Annotated in this window: 19 protein-coding genes; 3 read left to right on the top strand and 16 right to left on the bottom strand. The window is 55.7% G+C overall.

Features of this window, described 5'->3' with window-relative positions; translation table 11 throughout:
• Positions 1-21: 21 nt before the first annotated feature.
• The 8 genes from QOT07_RS04915 to QOT07_RS04880 form a co-directional block, all read right to left on the bottom strand.
• Entirely contained in the window at positions 22-225 is a 204-nt protein-coding gene (locus tag QOT07_RS04915; RefSeq protein WP_099062329.1) for a hypothetical protein, read from the bottom strand.
• 417 nt (positions 226-642) lie between these two features.
• Positions 643-933 carry a pyrimidine/purine nucleoside phosphorylase gene (gene ppnP, locus QOT07_RS04910; RefSeq protein WP_099062330.1) on the bottom strand — a complete coding sequence of 97 codons (291 nt, stop codon included), beginning with the start codon at positions 931-933 and terminating at the stop codon, positions 643-645.
• Positions 934-1,145: 212 nt separating this feature from the next.
• Positions 1,146-1,823 carry an AroM family protein gene (locus QOT07_RS04905; RefSeq protein WP_262261343.1) on the bottom strand — a complete coding sequence of 226 codons (678 nt, stop codon included), beginning with the start codon at positions 1,821-1,823 and terminating at the stop codon, positions 1,146-1,148.
• A gap of 4 nt (positions 1,824-1,827) precedes the next feature.
• Entirely contained in the window at positions 1,828-2,757 is a 930-nt protein-coding gene (locus QOT07_RS04900; RefSeq protein WP_283602654.1) for a DUF1177 domain-containing protein, read from the bottom strand.
• A 157-nt stretch (positions 2,758-2,914) separates the two neighbouring features.
• On the bottom strand, positions 2,915-4,480 hold the full coding sequence (locus QOT07_RS04895) for an OPT/YSL family transporter (RefSeq protein ID WP_283602653.1): 1,566 nt from the start codon (positions 4,478-4,480) through the stop codon (positions 2,915-2,917).
• Positions 4,481-4,675: 195 nt separating this feature from the next.
• A complete protein-coding gene (locus QOT07_RS04890) occupies positions 4,676-5,449 on the bottom strand; it encodes an IclR family transcriptional regulator (RefSeq protein ID WP_099062334.1) in 774 nt (257 codons plus the stop codon).
• Positions 5,450-5,756: 307 nt separating this feature from the next.
• A complete protein-coding gene (locus tag QOT07_RS04885; RefSeq protein ID WP_099064866.1) occupies positions 5,757-5,957 on the bottom strand; it encodes a YaiA family protein in 201 nt (66 codons plus the stop codon).
• Between the two features lie 47 nt (positions 5,958-6,004).
• Complete coding sequence (locus QOT07_RS04880; protein ID WP_283604301.1) at positions 6,005-6,409, bottom strand: nuclear transport factor 2 family protein; 405 nt, start codon at positions 6,407-6,409, stop codon at positions 6,005-6,007.
• A 101-nt stretch (positions 6,410-6,510) separates the two neighbouring features.
• On the opposite strand from QOT07_RS04880, the gene QOT07_RS04875 reads away from it, so the two are divergent.
• Positions 6,511-7,269 (top strand): helix-turn-helix domain-containing protein, encoded by a 759-nt coding sequence (locus tag QOT07_RS04875; protein ID WP_430523268.1) that lies wholly within the window; start codon positions 6,511-6,513, stop codon positions 7,267-7,269.
• On the opposite strand, the gene QOT07_RS04870 is transcribed toward QOT07_RS04875, so the two are convergent.
• From QOT07_RS04870 to QOT07_RS04850, 5 genes are all read right to left on the bottom strand, one after another.
• Positions 7,226-7,813, bottom strand: coding sequence for a TetR/AcrR family transcriptional regulator (locus QOT07_RS04870; protein ID WP_219015510.1), 588 nt, complete (start codon positions 7,811-7,813; stop codon positions 7,226-7,228). The genes QOT07_RS04875 and QOT07_RS04870 overlap by 44 nt on opposite strands.
• A gap of 194 nt (positions 7,814-8,007) precedes the next feature.
• Positions 8,008-8,532, bottom strand: a complete 525-nt coding sequence (aroL, locus tag QOT07_RS04865) for a shikimate kinase AroL (RefSeq protein WP_112347741.1) — start codon at positions 8,530-8,532, stop codon at positions 8,008-8,010.
• 117 nt (positions 8,533-8,649) lie between these two features.
• Positions 8,650-9,168, bottom strand: a complete 519-nt coding sequence (locus tag QOT07_RS04860; RefSeq protein ID WP_207976310.1) for a GNAT family N-acetyltransferase — start codon at positions 9,166-9,168, stop codon at positions 8,650-8,652.
• An 89-nt stretch (positions 9,169-9,257) separates the two neighbouring features.
• Positions 9,258-11,381: a TonB-dependent siderophore receptor gene (locus QOT07_RS04855; protein ID WP_283602651.1), complete on the bottom strand. Its 2,124-nt coding sequence runs from the start codon at positions 11,379-11,381 to the stop codon at positions 9,258-9,260.
• Positions 11,374-12,489 (bottom strand): ABC transporter substrate-binding protein, encoded by a 1,116-nt coding sequence (locus QOT07_RS04850; RefSeq protein WP_207976314.1) that lies wholly within the window; start codon positions 12,487-12,489, stop codon positions 11,374-11,376. The genes QOT07_RS04855 and QOT07_RS04850 overlap by 8 nt, the downstream gene beginning before the upstream one ends.
• 218 nt (positions 12,490-12,707) lie before the next feature.
• Here QOT07_RS04850 and QOT07_RS04845 point away from each other — a divergent pair, with 218 nt between their 5' ends.
• The gene (locus QOT07_RS04845) at positions 12,708-13,169 is read left to right on the top strand and encodes a GNAT family N-acetyltransferase (RefSeq protein WP_283602650.1); all 462 of its coding nucleotides are present in this window, start codon (positions 12,708-12,710) and stop codon (positions 13,167-13,169) included.
• Here QOT07_RS04845 and QOT07_RS04840 read toward each other — a convergent pair whose 3' ends face one another.
• Positions 13,170-13,727: a class I SAM-dependent methyltransferase gene (locus tag QOT07_RS04840; protein ID WP_219015506.1), complete on the bottom strand. Its 558-nt coding sequence runs from the start codon at positions 13,725-13,727 to the stop codon at positions 13,170-13,172. It abuts the gene before it with no gap.
• Between the two features lie 243 nt (positions 13,728-13,970).
• A complete protein-coding gene (locus QOT07_RS04835; protein ID WP_099064876.1) occupies positions 13,971-14,255 on the bottom strand; it encodes a YdgH/BhsA/McbA family protein in 285 nt (94 codons plus the stop codon).
• Between the two features lie 309 nt (positions 14,256-14,564).
• On the opposite strand from QOT07_RS04835, the gene QOT07_RS04830 reads away from it, so the two are divergent.
• Complete coding sequence (locus QOT07_RS04830) at positions 14,565-15,743, top strand: low temperature requirement protein A (RefSeq protein ID WP_283602649.1); 1,179 nt, start codon at positions 14,565-14,567, stop codon at positions 15,741-15,743.
• A gap of 45 nt (positions 15,744-15,788) precedes the next feature.
• Here the strand turns inward: QOT07_RS04830 and QOT07_RS04825 are convergent, their stop codons facing one another.
• Positions 15,789-17,153, bottom strand: a complete 1,365-nt coding sequence (locus QOT07_RS04825; RefSeq protein ID WP_207976318.1) for an esterase-like activity of phytase family protein — start codon at positions 17,151-17,153, stop codon at positions 15,789-15,791.
• Positions 17,154-17,275: the final 122 nt, after the last annotated feature.

Below are 17,275 nucleotides of genomic sequence, written 5' to 3'. Positions count from 1 at the left end.
ACGTGGTGCTGAACCCCAGGGTTATTCTTCATCTTTTATTTTTAGAACATACTTTTTCCAGAAGCGGCTGGAAAGAAATGCATAAATCAATGTGAAGATAATAGACGCTAAAAAAGCTTTGATTAACGAGCTTGGGAAGGAAAGTTCTCTTATGTGTACGATTAAGTAGGTTGAAAAAGAAACTCCTGAAACGAACATTAATCGTTTTATTCTTTCCTGTTTCACAACTCACTCCTTTTGCTTAAGCGGAGATATTGCAATCTCTGAGTTTGATGGCAAAGTTGCCTTTGAACCCGAGATACTCGGGCCTAGCGCACCGAGGGGCACTCCGGCGGGCAAGCCGCTACGACCCCTTCGGCACGCTCTCCCTAATAACAAGCTTTGACAGTAGTCTGAGAGATTGTAATCTATCTTCCTGCATCATAAACAATTCCTTTTCATGATTTAATTAGTATAAATATGAAATTATTTTTAATGCTATTTATAAATGGTCTCAATACGTGTTGAGAAAAGATAATTAAAAACGGCTAGCAGTTATTCAGAAAATAGCATTGGCGGGAAAATAGAATGGTTTTCCTGGCCTGAAATATGGCACCAAGGGCTCTGCATGCAGAGCCCTGATTTATCACCGAAGGGTGAAAATTATTTACTTAAGTAACGGCACAGGTAGGCGGTAGCGTCAGCCACCTGCAGGTTGAACTCACTGTGGGCCGGCACGAAGAATTTCTCACCCGGCATAAACACCTGCCAGTCCGGCGAGCCCGGCAGCAACACTTTCAACGCTCCGGTAATCACGGTCATTTCTTCCGGCTGGGCGGTGGTAAAGGTGTACTCTCCCTCTTCCATAACACCGACGCTGGTAAGGCCGATGCTGCTACTATCGAAACCGATAGACTTCACTTTTCCGGCAAAATACTCGTTCACTTTCAGCATAGACTGACACCCGCGTAATCAACTTTATGGGAAATCCATATTGGGGGATTGCGGTTGATCTGTCACTGGTTTTTCTCACGAAATGCGATCGTGGCGCAGAGTAAAACTCTGCCGAGCAGTTGACCGTCAGCCCGCCGTTCTGGATCCACGGCCAAAAGCACGCAGCGGCGCCCCCGACGGACCGCGAGATAAGATTTTATTAGCTTTTTTAATCAGTCGATTAGCTCTGCAGCCAGCTTGGCCACCAGCGCGTTGGACAACAGCACCGGTATTTCAAGCCGTGCCTGCAGGAAATCACGATGCTGGCGGTGATAACCGATACAGTCGAGCACCACTACCTGCGCCCCCTGCCGCTGCAGCTCGCACGCGGCCAACTCCAGTACCGCGTCATCCGCCAGATAAGGGCTGGCAACGGCGAAACAGGGCGGCGTCGCCAGTAACTGCCACTTGCCTGCCTGCTGGCTGATTTGCTCCGCCACCGGCACCACAATGCCAACCCGATGCTGGCTGACGATGGCAGAAATCAGCGGTGGAATAATGCGATCCGGCTCCAGTAACAGCGCCTGTTCTGCATGCAACTGACCAAACTCTCCGGTGCACAACAGCAGGATCACCTCGCAACCCTCCGCTTCCAGCACATTGATTTTCTGCTGCAACCCCTGCTCAACCCGCGAGGCCGCCAATCTCACCTGTGTGCCGTCCAGCAGGCGTGAAACCAACACCTTCTCTCCGGCCTGCGGTGCGTAACCTTCATCAATCTGGCGGGTATTCAGCCCGTCCAGCAACCCAACGTGCCTCACCTGCTCCGCGGGCAGATAGGCAGACAGCAACGGCATGATGTCGTTGCGCGGCGCCTGGCCGATAGTCAGCGTGGCAAATGAGGCATTCATCCGGTTATTTCCTTTTTTGCAGGTGGCTCAGGCTGCCGTACAGCGCCAGCAGCTGCGCATATTCGTCGGCCTGATAAAAATGACAGGTACCACGCCCGAACTCTTTCGCCACTTCCACCGCAAACTTAACGGTTAGCGCAATATCCACTTCATGGCTGGCACCGGTACCGCAGCCCGGCACCACCGACTCGGTACAAATCGCCACGCCAACCACCGGTGCAGAGGTCGCGGTAGAAGGCTGCAGAATGCTGTTCAGATGGTGCACCCCGTTGCCGTACGGCGTAATGTCCTGAGTGGTGATCGGGAAGGTCACCGCCGGGCGACCGCTGGTCATCTCCATAATCCGCAGCAGATCTTCCGCCACCCGCAGGATGTAGCCTTCCTTCACCGTCGGCGACAACGCATAACCTTTGTGGTTGATGATGCGATTGCCCTTGGTGGTGTCGATGGACAAAATCGCATCGACCTCCGCCACCACTTCATTATCGTTCATCGTCACGTCATCGATCGGTGAATCCATAAAATCGACCGGATCATGCGGACGGGTGGGCGCATCTGGACAAATATGGGTGGTAATGATCACATCGCCCGCCAGCACATCGCCCTTGCGCTGCATTTCCGCCAGTTTTAGCGCACTGGCAATCGCAGCGATCGCCCCGTCACCGTCGGATACCAGGCCAATACGCGTTGGCCTCGCACCGATACCACCCAATCGGCCGATGATGCCCAACGTCGGCGCATCGCCACCCTGACTTTTACCGGCGCTGCCGGGGATCTCAATGCGCACGAAGTCGGTCGCACCTTTCGGCCCGCTGGCGCGCAGCGTGATGGCGCGGATACCGGGATATGACGTGAACAGATCGACGACCTCCTGACCGCTCGCGTAAGCACTATCAATTAATTCAAAGACCTGCAGCGTTTGTTGCAAACTCATAATGGGTTGACCTCACAATTTAACCGAGTATCCCCTTCATACTTGAAGCTGCATCTTTGTTGGCGGCATTTGCTCGCCCCAGTTACATAGCGGACTATGCTCCTGGGGACTTACAAACTTGCCGCCGCGATGCAACTCCAATTATCTTGGGCATGGGTTATTTCCCTTTGCTGGAAAAAATGGAATTGAAGAAGCTGTACAGCGCGTCACCGGCGATAAAACCGGCTGCCATGATCTCCATCGGCGTGCGGCCCTTGTCACCCCAGCGGCGAATAATCAGGATGCGCAGCGCAATACCGACGAGCACGGCCCAACCCGCCAACGCGTTATTGATCAACAGGCCGGTGGCCAACAGCACACCGAGCTGACGCTTGGGTCCGCCAATCCACTGTACGATGGCTCCGGGGATCGCCCAGATAAGCAGGCTGTAGGCAATGCCCGGCTGGGCACCCGCCTCGATGGTTTTGGCATACACCCGTGCAACCGGCGGGATCAGGTCCTGCAGGAAGTAGCTGGTGTAAGCGAAGTACACCACCGGGATGGCGACGACAAAGGCGATCAATGCGGCAAACAACTGAATGCGACGTCCCAGCAGCTCCTGCTGCAGGTCTTTGCCGTAGCCGCGCAGAATGAAGCCGGCTTTCAGATCAAAACCCATGTCGGCAAACGCCGGGCCGGTGGCGGCGGTAAACCCGGTCAGCACGCACAGCGCCAGCGGTGGGAAACCAATCAGAATGCCGATAATCAGGGTAATCAGCGCCACCGCAAAGGCCGGGAACCAGCCGGAATGCATCGCGGCAATGCCGACGATCAACTCATGCACGAAGGCGGCAAACGCGGCGTAAATCACAAACAACACCAGCATGCCCAGCGACATCTCGCTGTACAGCCCAGCGGCCAATGCCAGCAGCGCGGCAATAACGATATAACCCACCGCGCCCAACCCCAGCGCCTTGCGGACTTCGTTGTCGTCCCGGCTGAAACCGGCGGTGTCCGTGCGTTTGCTGCGGATCACCTGCACCACCTGGATCAACGCCACCAGCCCGGCACCGACCATCACTCCGTGAGGGATGAAATTCGCATTGATGTCGAAACCCGCCATCGGTTCTGCGTAGGCTCGCAACAACAGGCCAACACCAAACATACCCAATGCCCAGATATTGCCGATAAACGCGGTACCAAACGCCGCCATCGGGATTTTAAGCATCGAACCGGCGATACCTACCGCCACGCCTACCACCAACAGCCAGGCCTGTTTACCGCCCCGGTCACCGGCCTTAATGGCTTCCGCCGCCGCGACGCCCGGTGGCCAGGCATTGGCCGCAGGAAAGATTTTGGTGTCAAACATGCGATACAGCAGGTAGGCGTCCAGCAACATCGCCGCAGCCACCCCGCAAAACATCGGCAGGATCAACTGCGGTTGTCCCATCACATAAGGCACGGCAATCGGCATCAGTAATGAGTTGGCAGCGCCAAAGGTAGCGGAGGAGATCACCGTCTGCGCCAGGTTTTGCGTATGCACCGAGCGGTAACGCTGGAACATTTGCAGCGGAATACGCGCCAACAACATGGCGAGTAACGCGCCAATGATCGACGTGTTGGGCGTAACCCCCAGCGTGGTGATCAACTGCACGCCGATAATTGCGCCGACGATGGACAGCAGCACCATCACCAGCAGGGTGCCAATATCTTTCAACGGATTGATGCTGCTATTTGGTTTCATCGTTTTAATTCCCCTGAATATTCCCTGGCGTTTGACCACGTTAATTTCGGCATAAAGCGGCCATCGCAGTTCCAAATATTGGAACTGCGAATGAAATTAAAGAGTTATTACCCATAACGCTAAGTGAGATAATTAAGAAATTCCCTGGTGTTGGTTTTCTTTAATTATCGGGTGCTGACGAACTGTTTCGGTGTGTTATTTGATCTGTTGCCAATAATCATCACCGAGTTTTTCCGCCAATTGCCGGGATACTGTCATTAATGCCTCCAGCACGCCGGGTGAATACGGCTGTTCTTCCGCCTGCGTGGGGAAAGACAAGCACAGACCGACCGTTTCATTGCGGTGTTTGTTGGTCACCGCAGTCGCCAGCGAACTGATGCCCTGCAGGGTTTCGTTGCGCGCCAGGGACCAGCCCTGCCGCCGGATCTGCGCCAGCTTATTCAATAACGCCTCCAGCGTTTGCGGAGCGTTAGGTGAAGCCGCACGGTAGCCGGCCGTAAAACGCGCTATCACCTGTTCATCGCTGTCACGCGCCAATATCGCCCGGCCCACCGAGGTTTCCGCCACCGGTGAACGGCTGCCTGCCGGCGTCACCACCTGGAGGAAATGGCGGCCAGGGAACATGCGCATCACCATGATTTCCTGCGCCTCCAGCACCGAGACATAACCCGTGCAGTGGGTCTGTTGACTGAGCTGCACCATGTTGGCTGCCACGCTGTCGACCAACGGCGTCGACAGATAGTGACTGGAGACTGATAACAACAAACGGCCAATTTTATACAGCTTGCTGTCAGCATCCCGTTCCAGCATGCCCTGGATTTCCATAGTCTGCAGCAGGCGTGATGCGGTGCTTTTTGGCAACGCCAATTGATTCACCACATCACTGAATGAAATACCGGACTGGCCGTGCATCATTCGCTGTTGTGAAAATAACTTTAATACCGCAGCAGCATTTTCCAGTGTTGTCATGATGCGCCTTGTTCCACTATATGGAACTTAGTTCCTGTTTGATAATAAGAAACTAAAACTCGTACAACTTATCGTCAAGCAGTTTATTTTCTATCCTGTAGGTTAATAGCAGCGGATGATGCTTCGCTAAATTAAATACAACAGAGAACGCTGATAAAACAGGTCAATTACCGCGTGGTTATTCGACTGTACCGTTATAAACCAGCATGTCATGCTAATTTGGCACGGCGTTGCGAGGTAATTAGTGAAAGTGGTAAGCGGAATAAATAAAGAAACCGACCTGACGCCGGTTTCTGAGGCGAGCTAATTAATCTTCCAGCGCCGGATCTTCATAGCGGTGCTTGGCATCGAGCGCTTCCTGCTCGGTAGGGTGTTCACTGAGTAGCGTATTGGGCTCAATGTCATCGGTGCGCACCTCAAAACGGTGCATATTCAAGCTCGGATCGCCCCGGTCAACGGCGACCACTCGGGCAGTTCTCGGATAGCCAGGCCGATTATTTTCGCGCATGCTGATCTCCCCTGTCGTTTACACAGAGTTAAGTATAGCAGCGGTATTTATACCGACACGCGCGACCCCAAATCACGATCGTCGTGCTCACCTTCCAGCAGTTGCGTCAGCTCATCGCAGGCGCAGATCTTGCCGTCGCGTACGGTGAAATGCGCCAACACCTTGATCAGGCTGCGGGCACCGTCACGTTTTTCCACCCGTACCCGGTGGTGGGTCAGTACCGAATCTCCCTGCCCGGCCACGGCGACGATCTCCAACGTCATGCTGCGGGTGAGTTGTTTCAGTAACGCCATATGCTGGATAAAATGGACGTAATCCAGCGTATTGCCGTCCACCTGCTGCTGGTAATCCTCACTGAAAAACTCAGCGATCAGCACCGGCTGGTGTTGAGGTGCCGCGACGACCCGTTGCAAGGCCTCGAGCACGAGGGCGGTTGGGGTTTTCAGGCTCATCATTTATCTCCAAAATTGAATGATGTGGAGATCATAGATCAGGCAGAAGGTGGCATAATAACCGCAACTGGACTTTCTATACGGAAAATCGGCCAATCATCATGATCCTGCAAAGCGAGCGACTTTGGCATGAGAAAAAACACTTAACGCCCTGGCATCAACACGCCAGCGGACAGGTCTATTTATTAACCCACGGCATGATCGCGCTGGAAACCCAGGAGCAGCAATGGGCTATGACCGCCGGTAGCATCGGCTGGCTGCCACCGAACTGCGCGCACCAGGCATTGGCCTGTGGCAACGTCGCCGGCTGGAGCCTGTATCTGCCCGGATCCCAATGTGCAGCGCTGCCGGAACAGCCGCATCTGAGCAGCGCATCCGGGTTGATTCTGGCGTTAATGGAACGCATTGCACAATTCGCAGGCCAAAGGCTGAACGCGCCGCAACGGCGACTACTACAAGTATTGTTGGATGAGATGCGCGCGCAGGAAAACACGCCGTTGCAACTGCCGTTGCCGCAGGATGCCCGACTGCTGAAAATCGCCCGGGCGCTACTCAATGAGCCGGCCAGCAAACGCAGCCAGAGTGAATGGGCCGCCTGGGCCGGGTTGAGCGTCCGCACCCTGAGCCGGCATTTTCTCAGCGAAACCGGCGTGACTTTCGCCCGCTGGCGCCAGCAAGCCCGGGTGATCCGCTCGCTGGAGCCGCTATCACGCGGTGAAGCCGTCAATCAGATTGCCGGTGACTGTGGTTATGACAATGTCAGCGCCTATATTGCCGCTTTCCGCCAGCGCTTTGGCACTACCCCAGGGCTGTATTTTACTCAGCGTCCGCCGGCAGCAATGCCTGACGCGCCGCGTTGAGAAACTGTTCCGACACAGCATCACCCTGGGTTGCCCTCGCCAGCGTTAGCGCGCCCACCAGCATCGCCATCTGCGCCAGTGCCTGCTGCTGCCGTTGTTGCTCATCTTCCACCGCGGACAGCGACTCCAGCCGCGCCAGCATGGATTTCACGCCATTCAGGTAAGCCTGATGTACCGGTTTATCCACGCCCTCTCGCGCCACATCGCTGGCCAGGGCAGTCACCACACAGCCTTCGGCCGGGCAGTCGCGATGCTTAACATTCAGATAGCCGTCAATCAGGGCCTGCAAATTGTGTTGACCAGGTTGACGGCTCATCGCTTCCCAGCGCTGAGCGGACTCTTCTGCCGCCCTGCGACTGGCTACCGCGGCCAATTCGTCCTTGGAGGCAAAATGGCCATAGAAACCACCGTGTGTCAGCCCCACAGCCGCCATCAGATCGTTGACGCTGACGCCATTCAGGCCGCGTTCGCGAAACAGTTGTGAGGACACCTGCTCAATCGCCTCGCGATTGCGCTCCATCTGTTGCTTTGATACCCGTGCCATGGCGTTTCCCCTTATCAATCAGACACCATCTTAGGCCATCCCCGAACGGCGCTCAATAGATGATGACCTTCATCCAAAAAATCACCGAGGGGCAGCACGGCTACGGGGCAATCTATCGAGAGTGAGGAAAAAAGAGAGCAATAGCAGAGATTCGGGCACCAGTGGCGGTGCCCGAAGGAAAAGCAAAAGGCGGGTTACTTTACCGTTTCCAACTGCAGGGCGGCCAGGATCTGCTCTACCACCTGCTGCGGGTTGCCGGTGCCGTCCATCACGTAGTGTGCGGCCTCCTGATACAAGGCTTCGCGCGCCGCCAGCACTTCCAGCATCTCTTCGGTAATCGGACGGCCGGTCAACGTGGGGCGCTGCGTGTCTTGTGGGTACTCTTCCAGCCGCTGTGCCAACACTTCGGCCGGGGAGCGCAGATAAATAACGGTGCCGTGCTGACGCATAAAGCGGCGGTTCTCTTCCGCCAGGATCGCGCCACCACCGGTGGCAACTACAGTTGACGGTTGAGTCACCGTTTGCAGCGCAATGCTTTCACGGCGGCGGAATCCCAGCCAGCCTTCTTTTTCGACCATTTCCGCCACGCTCATCTGCGTAGTCTGCTGCATAAACAGATCGGTATCGATAAATTGATAGCCCAGCGCCAACGCCAGTGCGCTACCCACCGTGGTTTTACCGGCTCCGCGCGCGCCTACCATGAAAATGGTTTGTGTCATTACGGGTTGTCCCTTATACGGTGACTTGAATACATTTTTGCCCGCCAGAAACCGGCGTGCAGATCCTGCGATGGCGTGGTTGCTGCATCATACCGCCATCCGCCTGTATTTCAATATTTACGATAGTGTAAATTCCATGGCACAGCGACTGCCTGCGGCAAAGCCCTGTACCCGTTCTTCCGCCAGGTGATGGCTCAGTGACGCACTGAGCCGTTCGACGGCTACCGGCCGGAACCCCAGCCGTTGGTAATAAGGTGCATTCCAGGGCACATCAATAAAGGTGGTCAGCGTCAGGCGCTGCACCCCTTGCAATCGGGCCTGAGCGGCCACTTCGGCGATCAATCGACGCCCAATCCCCAGGCGTTGCCAGTCGGCAGCAACCGACAGTTCGGCGATATGCCAATCCTGCGGTTGCGGCACCACGGCGATAAATCCGACCGCCTCACCCGCGGCGCTCTCCGCCAGCCATTCTCCCTGCCGCTGAATAAAATCGGCATGCTGCTCTGAGCTCATCACCGGACCTTCGGCGATATAACGCCAGGCCGGATATTGATGGAACAGTTGCGCCGCCGATCGTTCAACGGCAATCAACTGAGCAATATCCTGTGGCTGCGCCAGACGGATCTTCAGGCTCATCGGGTTCTCCTCAACAACAGGGCCGGGTATTTAACCAAATTTCCCCGGCGGCAGATACCTGCCACCGGGCCAGCTTTTTAACCGCCAAATCAGAAATCAACGCTGGCACGCAGCACCACTTCCCGCGGTTCCCCCACCGCCACACGTAAATTGCCGCCGCTGGAGGGGTAATAGGTTTTGTCGAACAGGTTTTTTACATTCAACTGCCATTTCACCCGGTAACCATTCACCGGCATGGTGTAAGCGGCAAAGGCGTCGGCGACGGTGTAGTTATCAAGATTAAAGCTGTTGGCAGCATCACCCGGACGGCGCCCTACGTAACGCGCACCGGCCCCCATTCGCACGTGGTCCCCGCTGTACAATCCTGGGGAACCCAGATCCTGCGTCAGGAACAATGAGGCAGAATGACGCGCTACGTTGGTCATTTCTTTGCCTTTGTTGTCAGGATCATCCACCACCCGCGCATCGGTATAGGCGTAAGACCCGATCAGGCTCAGGGAGTCGGTAAGATTTCCGGCGACATCCAACTCCACACCCTGCGAGCGCACACGCCCAGCGGTGCGGGTGACGGTTTCCCCATTCACCAACTCGCTGACCATCACGTTGCGTTTGGTGATGTCAAACAGCGCCAGCGTACCGGTAATGCCATTCGGCAACTCAAGCTTGCTGCCCACTTCCCAGGCCTTGCCCTGTTCCGGCGGCAACGAACCAATCTGGCTGGCGATGGAAGAGTTCGGCTTGAAAGACTCGGTGTAGCTGCTGTACAGCGACACATACGGCGTCAGCTTGTAAACCACCCCGGCACGCGGTACCAGTTTGCCGTCGGAACTGTCGGTATTAGTGACAAACGGGCGCCCCTTGCCGGCAAACACGTCAAAAGCGTCGTAGCGCAATCCGCCCATCACCAGCCATTTATCGGTCAGTTGCACGGAGTCCTGCATAAACCAGCCGTAGCTGGTGAGGTTTTCACGCTGATCGCTGTCTTTGGCACTGACGGCGTTCGAGGTGGGCATCTGGCCGTACACCGGATTGTAGATATTGAAATCGCTGTTCTTTTTACCGCGGATCATATCGCCACGGTAGGTGCGGTTATCTTCAAAATCAAAGCCGAACAGCATCTGGTGGTTGATACTGCCCCAATCGACGTCACCGTTGAGCGTCAGCTGCACCGCATTGGCATGGCTAACGGCGTGGGCGGTGGAGTCGGCCTGCCGCGACAGCACGCCGGTTTCAGGATCCAAAGCCAGCGCACGCGCCTGATTGTCACTGTAGCTGTTGCGGCTGTAGGCGTAAGTCAGCGAGCTTTTCCAGCTCTCATTTAGCACCTGATCGACCTGTAAAGTAACGCTATCCTGATCGCCACGCGTGGCGTTATAACCTTCGTCGAAGCGGCGGTCGCGCGGCGTATTCACCGGCTTGCCGGTACGCGAATCGATGATGGTGCCGCGATCGAACGGCACCAGATATTCCATATGCTCGTAGGCAACGCGCACCGTGGTGCTCTCGCCGTACCACATCAACGACGGCGCGATCACCGTCTGGCGATTACGCCCGAAGTTGCGCCAGTAGTCGGTTTCGTCATGATCGACAATCATCCGATAGGCGAATCCGGAAGTCCCCAACGGTCCGGTAACGTCCAACTGGCCGCCACCGCCCTTGAAACTGCTGCCCCAGCCTTCCACATGGGTGTGTTGCTGCAACTGCGGTTTCTTGGTGATCATATTGATCATCCCGCCCGGCTCACCCATGCCGTACAACATCGAGGCCGGGCCTTTCAGCACCTCAACCCGTTCGGTGGTGGGGGTAAAGTTGTGTGCCTGCACCGAGCGCACACCGTCACGCAGAATTGAGCCGTCGCGGTTATCGCCAAAGCCACGCTTCATCACCGCGTCCTGAGTTCCGCCCAAGGTATTCGCCTGGGTGATACCGCTGACGTTATACAAAGCCTCATCCAGGCTGCTGACCGCCTGATCGGTAATCACCTGCTGCGGCACCACGTCGATAGCCTGCGGCACGTTCAGCAAGCTGGTTTCCGTGCGGGTACCGGTCACGCTGGTCAGCGGCTGATAGCTTTGCACGCCATCGGTCTGCGCCTGGCCGACCACCACCAGGGTCTCGCCCTTCTGTGCGGTTTTGTCGGCACCGATCGCCGGTGCAGAAGCACAGGCTGCCAAAGGCAGTGCACACCACCAGCCACGCTGAGTGTTATTCATTATTTAACTGACTCCAATAGGTCCCTGAAAAAGGTAACGGCAAAAATTGTTGATATAACTGCTTAAAGGTCTGCTGCGGGTTGATGTCTGCAAACAGATCCGGATAGAAGGCTTTGGCGAACATCTCAACCGCCACCACGTGGTAAGGGCTGAGATAGAAGTTGTGCCAGATGCTCCAGGCCTGGTGGTTTTTTATTGCTTTCAGGTTGGCGAGCATCGGCTGTTTTTGCATAACCCTACGGAAGCTCTCATCGGCTTCCTGCTGGGTGACCAGTGGCCCAAGGCGTAGATCGGAGAAATGCTTGCCCTGCGGCCCGGCCATGCCGGTGGCAATGTAGATGTCAGGATTGGCGGTCAGGATGGTTTCCGGGTTCAGCTCACCGTAGACGCCCTTGATGCTGGCGCTGGCAATATTGTCGCCGCCGGCAAAGGCCAGCAGGTCGCCGAGGTTGCCATGGGCCGCCGTGGTGCAGCAGGTTTCGCGCCGCCCGAGGTGCAGGTGCAGCATCACCTTGGGTTTCGGCCCCTGGTAGCCAGCCAGCCGCTGCTGGATCACCGTCATATGCTGCTGATAGAAGCTGATGAATTGCTCTGCACGCTGCTGACGGTTAAGCACCTCACCCAACAGGCGGACGCTCGGCACGGTGTTATTCAGCAAATCGACCCGCAAATCGACGTAGATCACCGCAATGCCGGCCTTGCTCAACGTGCTCAGCACCAGATCGCTGTCGCCCTCTTCCCGTGCATAGCGCGCAAGGATCACCAGATCCGGCTTCAACCGGATCAGGTTTTCAATATTAACCTGGCGAAAATTGCCCTTGCTGATAGAAGGTATCGCTGTGATCTGTGGGAATTTCTGCGTATAGAGCTGCCAGCTTTGCGCATCGAAACGCGCCATGTCTTCCGGCCAGCCGACGATACGTTGGGCAGGGTTACCCGGCTCCAGCAGCGCCAGGGTATACAACATTCGGCTCTCGCCCAGCACGATGCGCTGTGGGTTGTCTGGCACTTTCACCTGACGGCCAATGATGTCGGTGACCATTTTAGCCTGAACGCCAAAAGCGCCGAGTAGCAGGGAAAGCAGCAGAAAAATGAGGGAATTGCGCATCAGTAAGCCGGATTAGCTAAATTATGCGCGCATGATAATCACTCTCATTAACACTTTCAATCCCAACACGCTCGGAGCGGGTCAAATCCGCTGAATTGCGCTATTTCGACGCTGATGCGTGCAAAACCGCTGTAAATACGGTTTTATAAAGTTAAAAATTTGGTCGATAACCCGATTATGGAACAGCCAGATTGGCTGAAGATTCAGGAGGTACAGAGATGACCCAACGTATTATTCCCCTGACGGAGTGCCCAGAGTTCAGCGACGTCTGTGCCGCATGGGCATTTGGGCAATGGGGCTCGCAACGCGGTGGTTCGCTGGAACGCACGCGTCAGCGCTTTGCGCTGTGTACCCAGCCGAGTGAAGACTACACCACGTTGTTGATGCTTGAGGGTGAGCGCCCACTGGGAATGGCCAGCCTGTGGCCGAGCGATGATCATCACCGGATGGACCTTTCCCCCTGGCTGGCGGGGGTGTTTGTTCATCCTGACCACCGTCGTCAGGGGATTGCACAGCGCCTGGAGGCCGCCATCGTACAATTGGCGCGCCAACGCAACCACCCGGTATTACACCTGATCACCGATCAATCCGAGGCGCTGTATACGGGCTGGGGCTGGCAAACCATCGAACGTCGGCAGCAATATGAGGATCAAGTGGTGGTGATGGAAAAAAGGCTTTAGCTAACGCGGCGTACAGACATACACCAGCGCCGGCGGGAAGTTACGCACCACCCGCAGCCGTTTCCAGTGGAAATAGCGGGACAGCAGCTTTTCCGACAGATGGCTGTACTGGAACAACACCAGGGTCCCGTTGCGTGCACGCAAGCATTGCTGCGCCTGCTGCAAAATACGCATGCTGATTTTAAGCGGGATCGACAGCAGCGGCAGGCAGGAAAACACCACGTCGTAATCACGGGCCATCTGTTCCGCCGAACGGTCCATCACCTGCAGGCGACGATCGTCAATTTTCCGCAGCTGATGAACAAAATGGGATTGGATTTCGAAGGCCTCAAGCGAAGCATCGGCACGCATGCGCCCCAGTATCCGCTTGGTCAACACGCCGTCCGCCGCACCCAGCTCCGCGATCGACAGCGCGCCGGTCCATTCAATCTGATTGAGCATCGCCTGGCACAGCCAGGGAGAAGAAGGCGCCAGTGTGCCAATGGTTCGCGGCGAAGCCATAAACTGCTGGAGGTAGGAAAAGTGGTTCTTCAGTTGCAGCCGTGTCGCATTTAACATTGGGGGCCTCCTTAGGTTGAGTAGCCACCAATCTGAACTCAATTCCTTAAGTATTCATTAACATGTTTCCTAAAACCACCGACACAGTTGTAATAAAATGCGACTGACCACAGGCAAAAAAAAGGTTGTGGTCATCATCATCGGGTAAGCCAGGAATGGCATTACCGGTCAGATTATTATCCACAACCGTTTATTTTATCGGCCACCTGTTACAGTGGCCGAATTGTATTTATTGCCGGATTATTAGCGGTATATTTCCGCATTACCACGCCAGTTGCTGGAATCTCCTGGGGTGTCCAGCCCGATAATACGCAGGTGGCTGGCACCATCGGCCTGAGCTTTTTCTTTCAGCGCGTGAACCGCATCACCCGGTGAACCACTGACGCCGGAAACCGATACTACGCCAAGGCTCTGTAGGCCGCTGGCCTGCTCTGTGCTGACCTGTTTTACCGACGACAGCGGCGCTGCAAAGGAAGAGAACGAAGCGGCTGCCAATAGAACTGCTGCGATGCCAGGTAATAGTTTCATGATTAACTCCAGGTGTTTTTGTTTATTTTCTCGTATCAATGGAGTTAATTATCCGCCAGGCAATGAAAATAGACGTAATCCAATGTAAAGAACATCAATCATTGTGATGAAAATAAGGAGGAGGTGCATGCAGATATGTCTTACAGGGAATAATAGCGGGCTACGCAGTGACTCTACTCCCGGCAGATGACAATTAAAAGTCCGTTTGGCCAGGGAAAGATAAAAATCCTCACTTTTAAGATTTCTCTCCCACCCGCAGGTGGCTGAACTACGCTATTGCTGAAGGTTATCATTTTGGAAGGATCCCCTATGTCGCAAACCTTGCTTCGTGTGCGTGATGGTCGTGGCGCCTCGGTTTCGTTCTCGGAACTGTTATTCGACCTGATCTACGTTTTTGCCGTGACCCAACTGTCCCATTACCTGCTGCACCATCTGACGCTGAGCGGTGCGCTGGAAACCCTGTTGTTGTGGTTTGCGGTCTGGCTGGCGTGGCAATACACCGCCTGGGTCACCAACTGGTTTAACCCGGATACCCGCCCTATCCGTATCCTGCTCTTCGCCATCATGCTGCTGGGGCTATTCGCCTCCTCCGCGCTACCCCAGGCGTTTGGTGAACGCGGGCTGATGTTCGCGCTGTTCTATGTAGCCATTCAGGTTGGCCGCTCGCTGGTGGTGCTGAAGCTGCTCCCCGCCCACCATCCACTGAAACAAAACTTTCGGCGCATTCTCGGCTGGATGTGCATTTCGGCGGTGTTCTGGATCCTCGGCGGGCTGGCGGAAGGCCATCACCGGCTGTTGCTGTGGGCCATCGCGGTGCTGTGCGAATATGTTTCACCGATGTTCGGTTTCCGCCTGCCGGTGCTTGGTCGCTCCGACAGCAGCAGTGAATGGACCATCGAAGGCCACCATCTGGCGGAACGCTGCCAACTGTTCGTGATAGTGGCATTGGGGGAAACCATTCTGATCACCGGCTCCACCCTCAGCGAAATGGAGTCCTGGCGCGCGCCGGTACTGATTGCATCGTTGGTGGCCTTTCTCGGCAGCCTGGCGATGTGGTGGGTGTATTTCGATACCAGCAGCAAAGCCGGTAGCCATGCCATCAGCCAGGCGGAAAACCCTGGCCAACTGGGTGCCAACTTCCATTATGTTCATGTGGTACTGGTTGGCGCGATCATCGTCTGCGCCGTCGCCAATGAGCTGGTGATCGCCCACCCTGACGGCCATATCAACAACGTGACAGCGGCGGTGCTGCTGCTCGGCCCGGCGATTTATCTGCTCGCCAATGCGCTGTACAAGCGGCTGGTATATCGCCGTTTCCCGCTGTCGCATTTATTGGGGCTGATCGCGCTGGCGGTGCTGGCACCGATCGCTTTTCTCACCGATTTGCTGATGGTAAATGCCCTGACCACCCTGATTATGGTGGCAGTGGCCGTGTGGGAGAGCATTTCGCGCGGCAGAGCGCCGCAAGCCAACAGTGAGGCCATCTAATAAATAAAGAAGGGAGACCGGGGGCCACGCCCCCGGCCGTGATGCTTACTTCAGCGGTTGTGGCAGCGTCAGTACCCACAGCTCGCTGAGCGATTCCGGTTTATCCAGCGGGCGCAGTTCGATACGAGTCGATACGGCTTTGCCCTCCAGGCTCAGGTTACCCTGTTGATCCAACTGGTAATCGCCGACTTTCTTCGCCTTCGGTTGTGCGTCCACCAGCTTGGCCTGCAGACCAAAATCGTTATCGTTAATCACCGCCAACGTGCGATCGTCAATCAGCGACAGACCTTCGACCTTCTCCTGCTGCCAGCCTAATTTACGCAGATCCACCACTTCCCGCTTCTGCGCCAGCTTCACGCCGCGTTTAGCGAGATCTTTTGCATCATCAAACTCCAGCGCTTTTCCCTTACCGTCAAAGGCCGTCAGATCGGTCGCCTGGCTGAGATCAACCAGGTAGATCTTGTTGATCATCTGCTTGTCTTTATCGCTACCCTGTTCGACCAGCAGGATGTGTTGATTGTCCACCGCCACGATGTCGCCCACCTTGGCGTCTTTAGCCTTTTTATAGCTGTCGATATCGATCGGATAGCCGTACATTGCCGTTTTTCCGCTGGCCGGATCAAAACTGACCAGACGGGTGAACTGCGCCTTGTTCTTGCTTTTACCCTCAACGTCGAGCGTGCTCTGCACCGCTGCCAGAATGCGTCCGTCCGGCAAACGGGTGATGCCTTCAAAACCCCGGTTCGGCTGACGCCACTTGATTATATTCGGCAACCCACCGGCCACCGCCTGCTCGCCCTGCTCCGGCGTTGGGCCGTATTTGGCGAGGATCTTGCCCTGGTTGTCGATGTGGATCAGGAACGGGCCGTATTCGTCACACAGCCAGTAGCCACCCTTACCATCCGCCGTAATGCCTTCGGTATCCAACCCACGGCGATCGCCCTGTAACGTTTTCAGCGTATCGCTCAGCGCCACTTCGTTGGTTGAACCAATCAGGCCTGCTGGCAACGGCAACCCGCTGATCGGCCCTTGCTGGTCATGCAGCGGGCGTGAATTGCTGGCGACCGCTTTGCCACCGCCGACGCGAATATCCATCAACAGCGGAACAAACTCAGGGTTGGCGAAGATTTTCGCTTCCTGTTCACCGACCGCAGGCGCATCGGCATTGGGGCCGCGATCGGTCAGGGTAGTCAACAGCAGATCATTGCCTTCACGGCCATTGAATACCAGGCCAGAACCAATACCCACCGGCAATCCCTGTGGGAAATTCTTGGCAAAAGCGCCCTGATAACTTACATGTTCGCCGCCGGGAAAGCTGACCACATAGCGCGCCACCTCAACGTCAGTGGCAGCATAGGAGAACAGAGGAAACAACGAACTGATTAACAGCGAAACCGATTTTATTTTCATGATTATGGCTCAGAGTTAAGGGTGTGAAGTTGGCAGCTTGCTAAGGTATTAGCCCGGCATGACAGTTTGATGACAAACCGGTCTAATACTCTGAATTTTCGTGAAAATTAAATATGGCAAAT

The sequence above is a fragment of the Serratia proteamaculans genome, assembly GCF_949794035.1.
GTDB classification, from domain to species: domain Bacteria; phylum Pseudomonadota; class Gammaproteobacteria; order Enterobacterales; family Enterobacteriaceae; genus Serratia; species Serratia proteamaculans.
Note: the sequence above shows the minus strand (reverse complement) of the source record. Positions and strands in the feature narration are given on the sequence as shown.

Coding starts and splice junctions, on each gene's coding strand:
- QOT07_RS04890 (WP_099062334.1), bottom strand. CDS start 5,449: ATGACAACACTGGAAAATGCTGCTGCGGTATTAAAGTTATTTTCACAA.
- QOT07_RS04855 (WP_283602651.1), bottom strand. CDS start 11,381: ATGAATAACACTCAGCGTGGCTGGTGGTGTGCACTGCCTTTGGCAGCC.
- QOT07_RS04895 (WP_283602653.1), bottom strand. CDS start 4,480: ATGAAACCAAATAGCAGCATCAATCCGTTGAAAGATATTGGCACCCTG.
- QOT07_RS04885 (WP_099064866.1), bottom strand. CDS start 5,957: ATGCGCGAAAATAATCGGCCTGGCTATCCGAGAACTGCCCGAGTGGTC.
- QOT07_RS04900 (WP_283602654.1), bottom strand. CDS start 2,757: ATGAGTTTGCAACAAACGCTGCAGGTCTTTGAATTAATTGATAGTGCT.
- QOT07_RS04850 (WP_207976314.1), bottom strand. CDS start 12,489: ATGCGCAATTCCCTCATTTTTCTGCTGCTTTCCCTGCTACTCGGCGCT.
- QOT07_RS04905 (WP_262261343.1), bottom strand. CDS start 1,823: ATGAATGCCTCATTTGCCACGCTGACTATCGGCCAGGCGCCGCGCAAC.
- QOT07_RS04825 (WP_207976318.1), bottom strand. CDS start 17,153: ATGAAAATAAAATCGGTTTCGCTGTTAATCAGTTCGTTGTTTCCTCTG.
- QOT07_RS04860 (WP_207976310.1), bottom strand. CDS start 9,168: ATGAGCCTGAAGATCCGTCTGGCGCAGCCACAGGATATTGCTCAGTTG.
- QOT07_RS04880 (WP_283604301.1), bottom strand. CDS start 6,409: ATGAGCCTGAAAACCCCAACCGCCCTCGTGCTCGAGGCCTTGCAACGG.
- QOT07_RS04875 (WP_430523268.1), top strand. CDS start 6,511: ATGATCCTGCAAAGCGAGCGACTTTGGCATGAGAAAAAACACTTAACG.
- QOT07_RS04870 (WP_219015510.1), bottom strand. CDS start 7,813: ATGGCACGGGTATCAAAGCAACAGATGGAGCGCAATCGCGAGGCGATT.
- QOT07_RS04835 (WP_099064876.1), bottom strand. CDS start 14,255: ATGAAACTATTACCTGGCATCGCAGCAGTTCTATTGGCAGCCGCTTCG.
- ppnP (WP_099062330.1), bottom strand. CDS start 933: ATGCTGAAAGTGAACGAGTATTTTGCCGGAAAAGTGAAGTCTATCGGT.
- aroL (WP_112347741.1), bottom strand. CDS start 8,532: ATGACACAAACCATTTTCATGGTAGGCGCGCGCGGAGCCGGTAAAACC.
- QOT07_RS04845 (WP_283602650.1), top strand. CDS start 12,708: ATGACCCAACGTATTATTCCCCTGACGGAGTGCCCAGAGTTCAGCGAC.
- QOT07_RS04830 (WP_283602649.1), top strand. CDS start 14,565: ATGTCGCAAACCTTGCTTCGTGTGCGTGATGGTCGTGGCGCCTCGGTT.
- QOT07_RS04840 (WP_219015506.1), bottom strand. CDS start 13,727: ATGTTAAATGCGACACGGCTGCAACTGAAGAACCACTTTTCCTACCTC.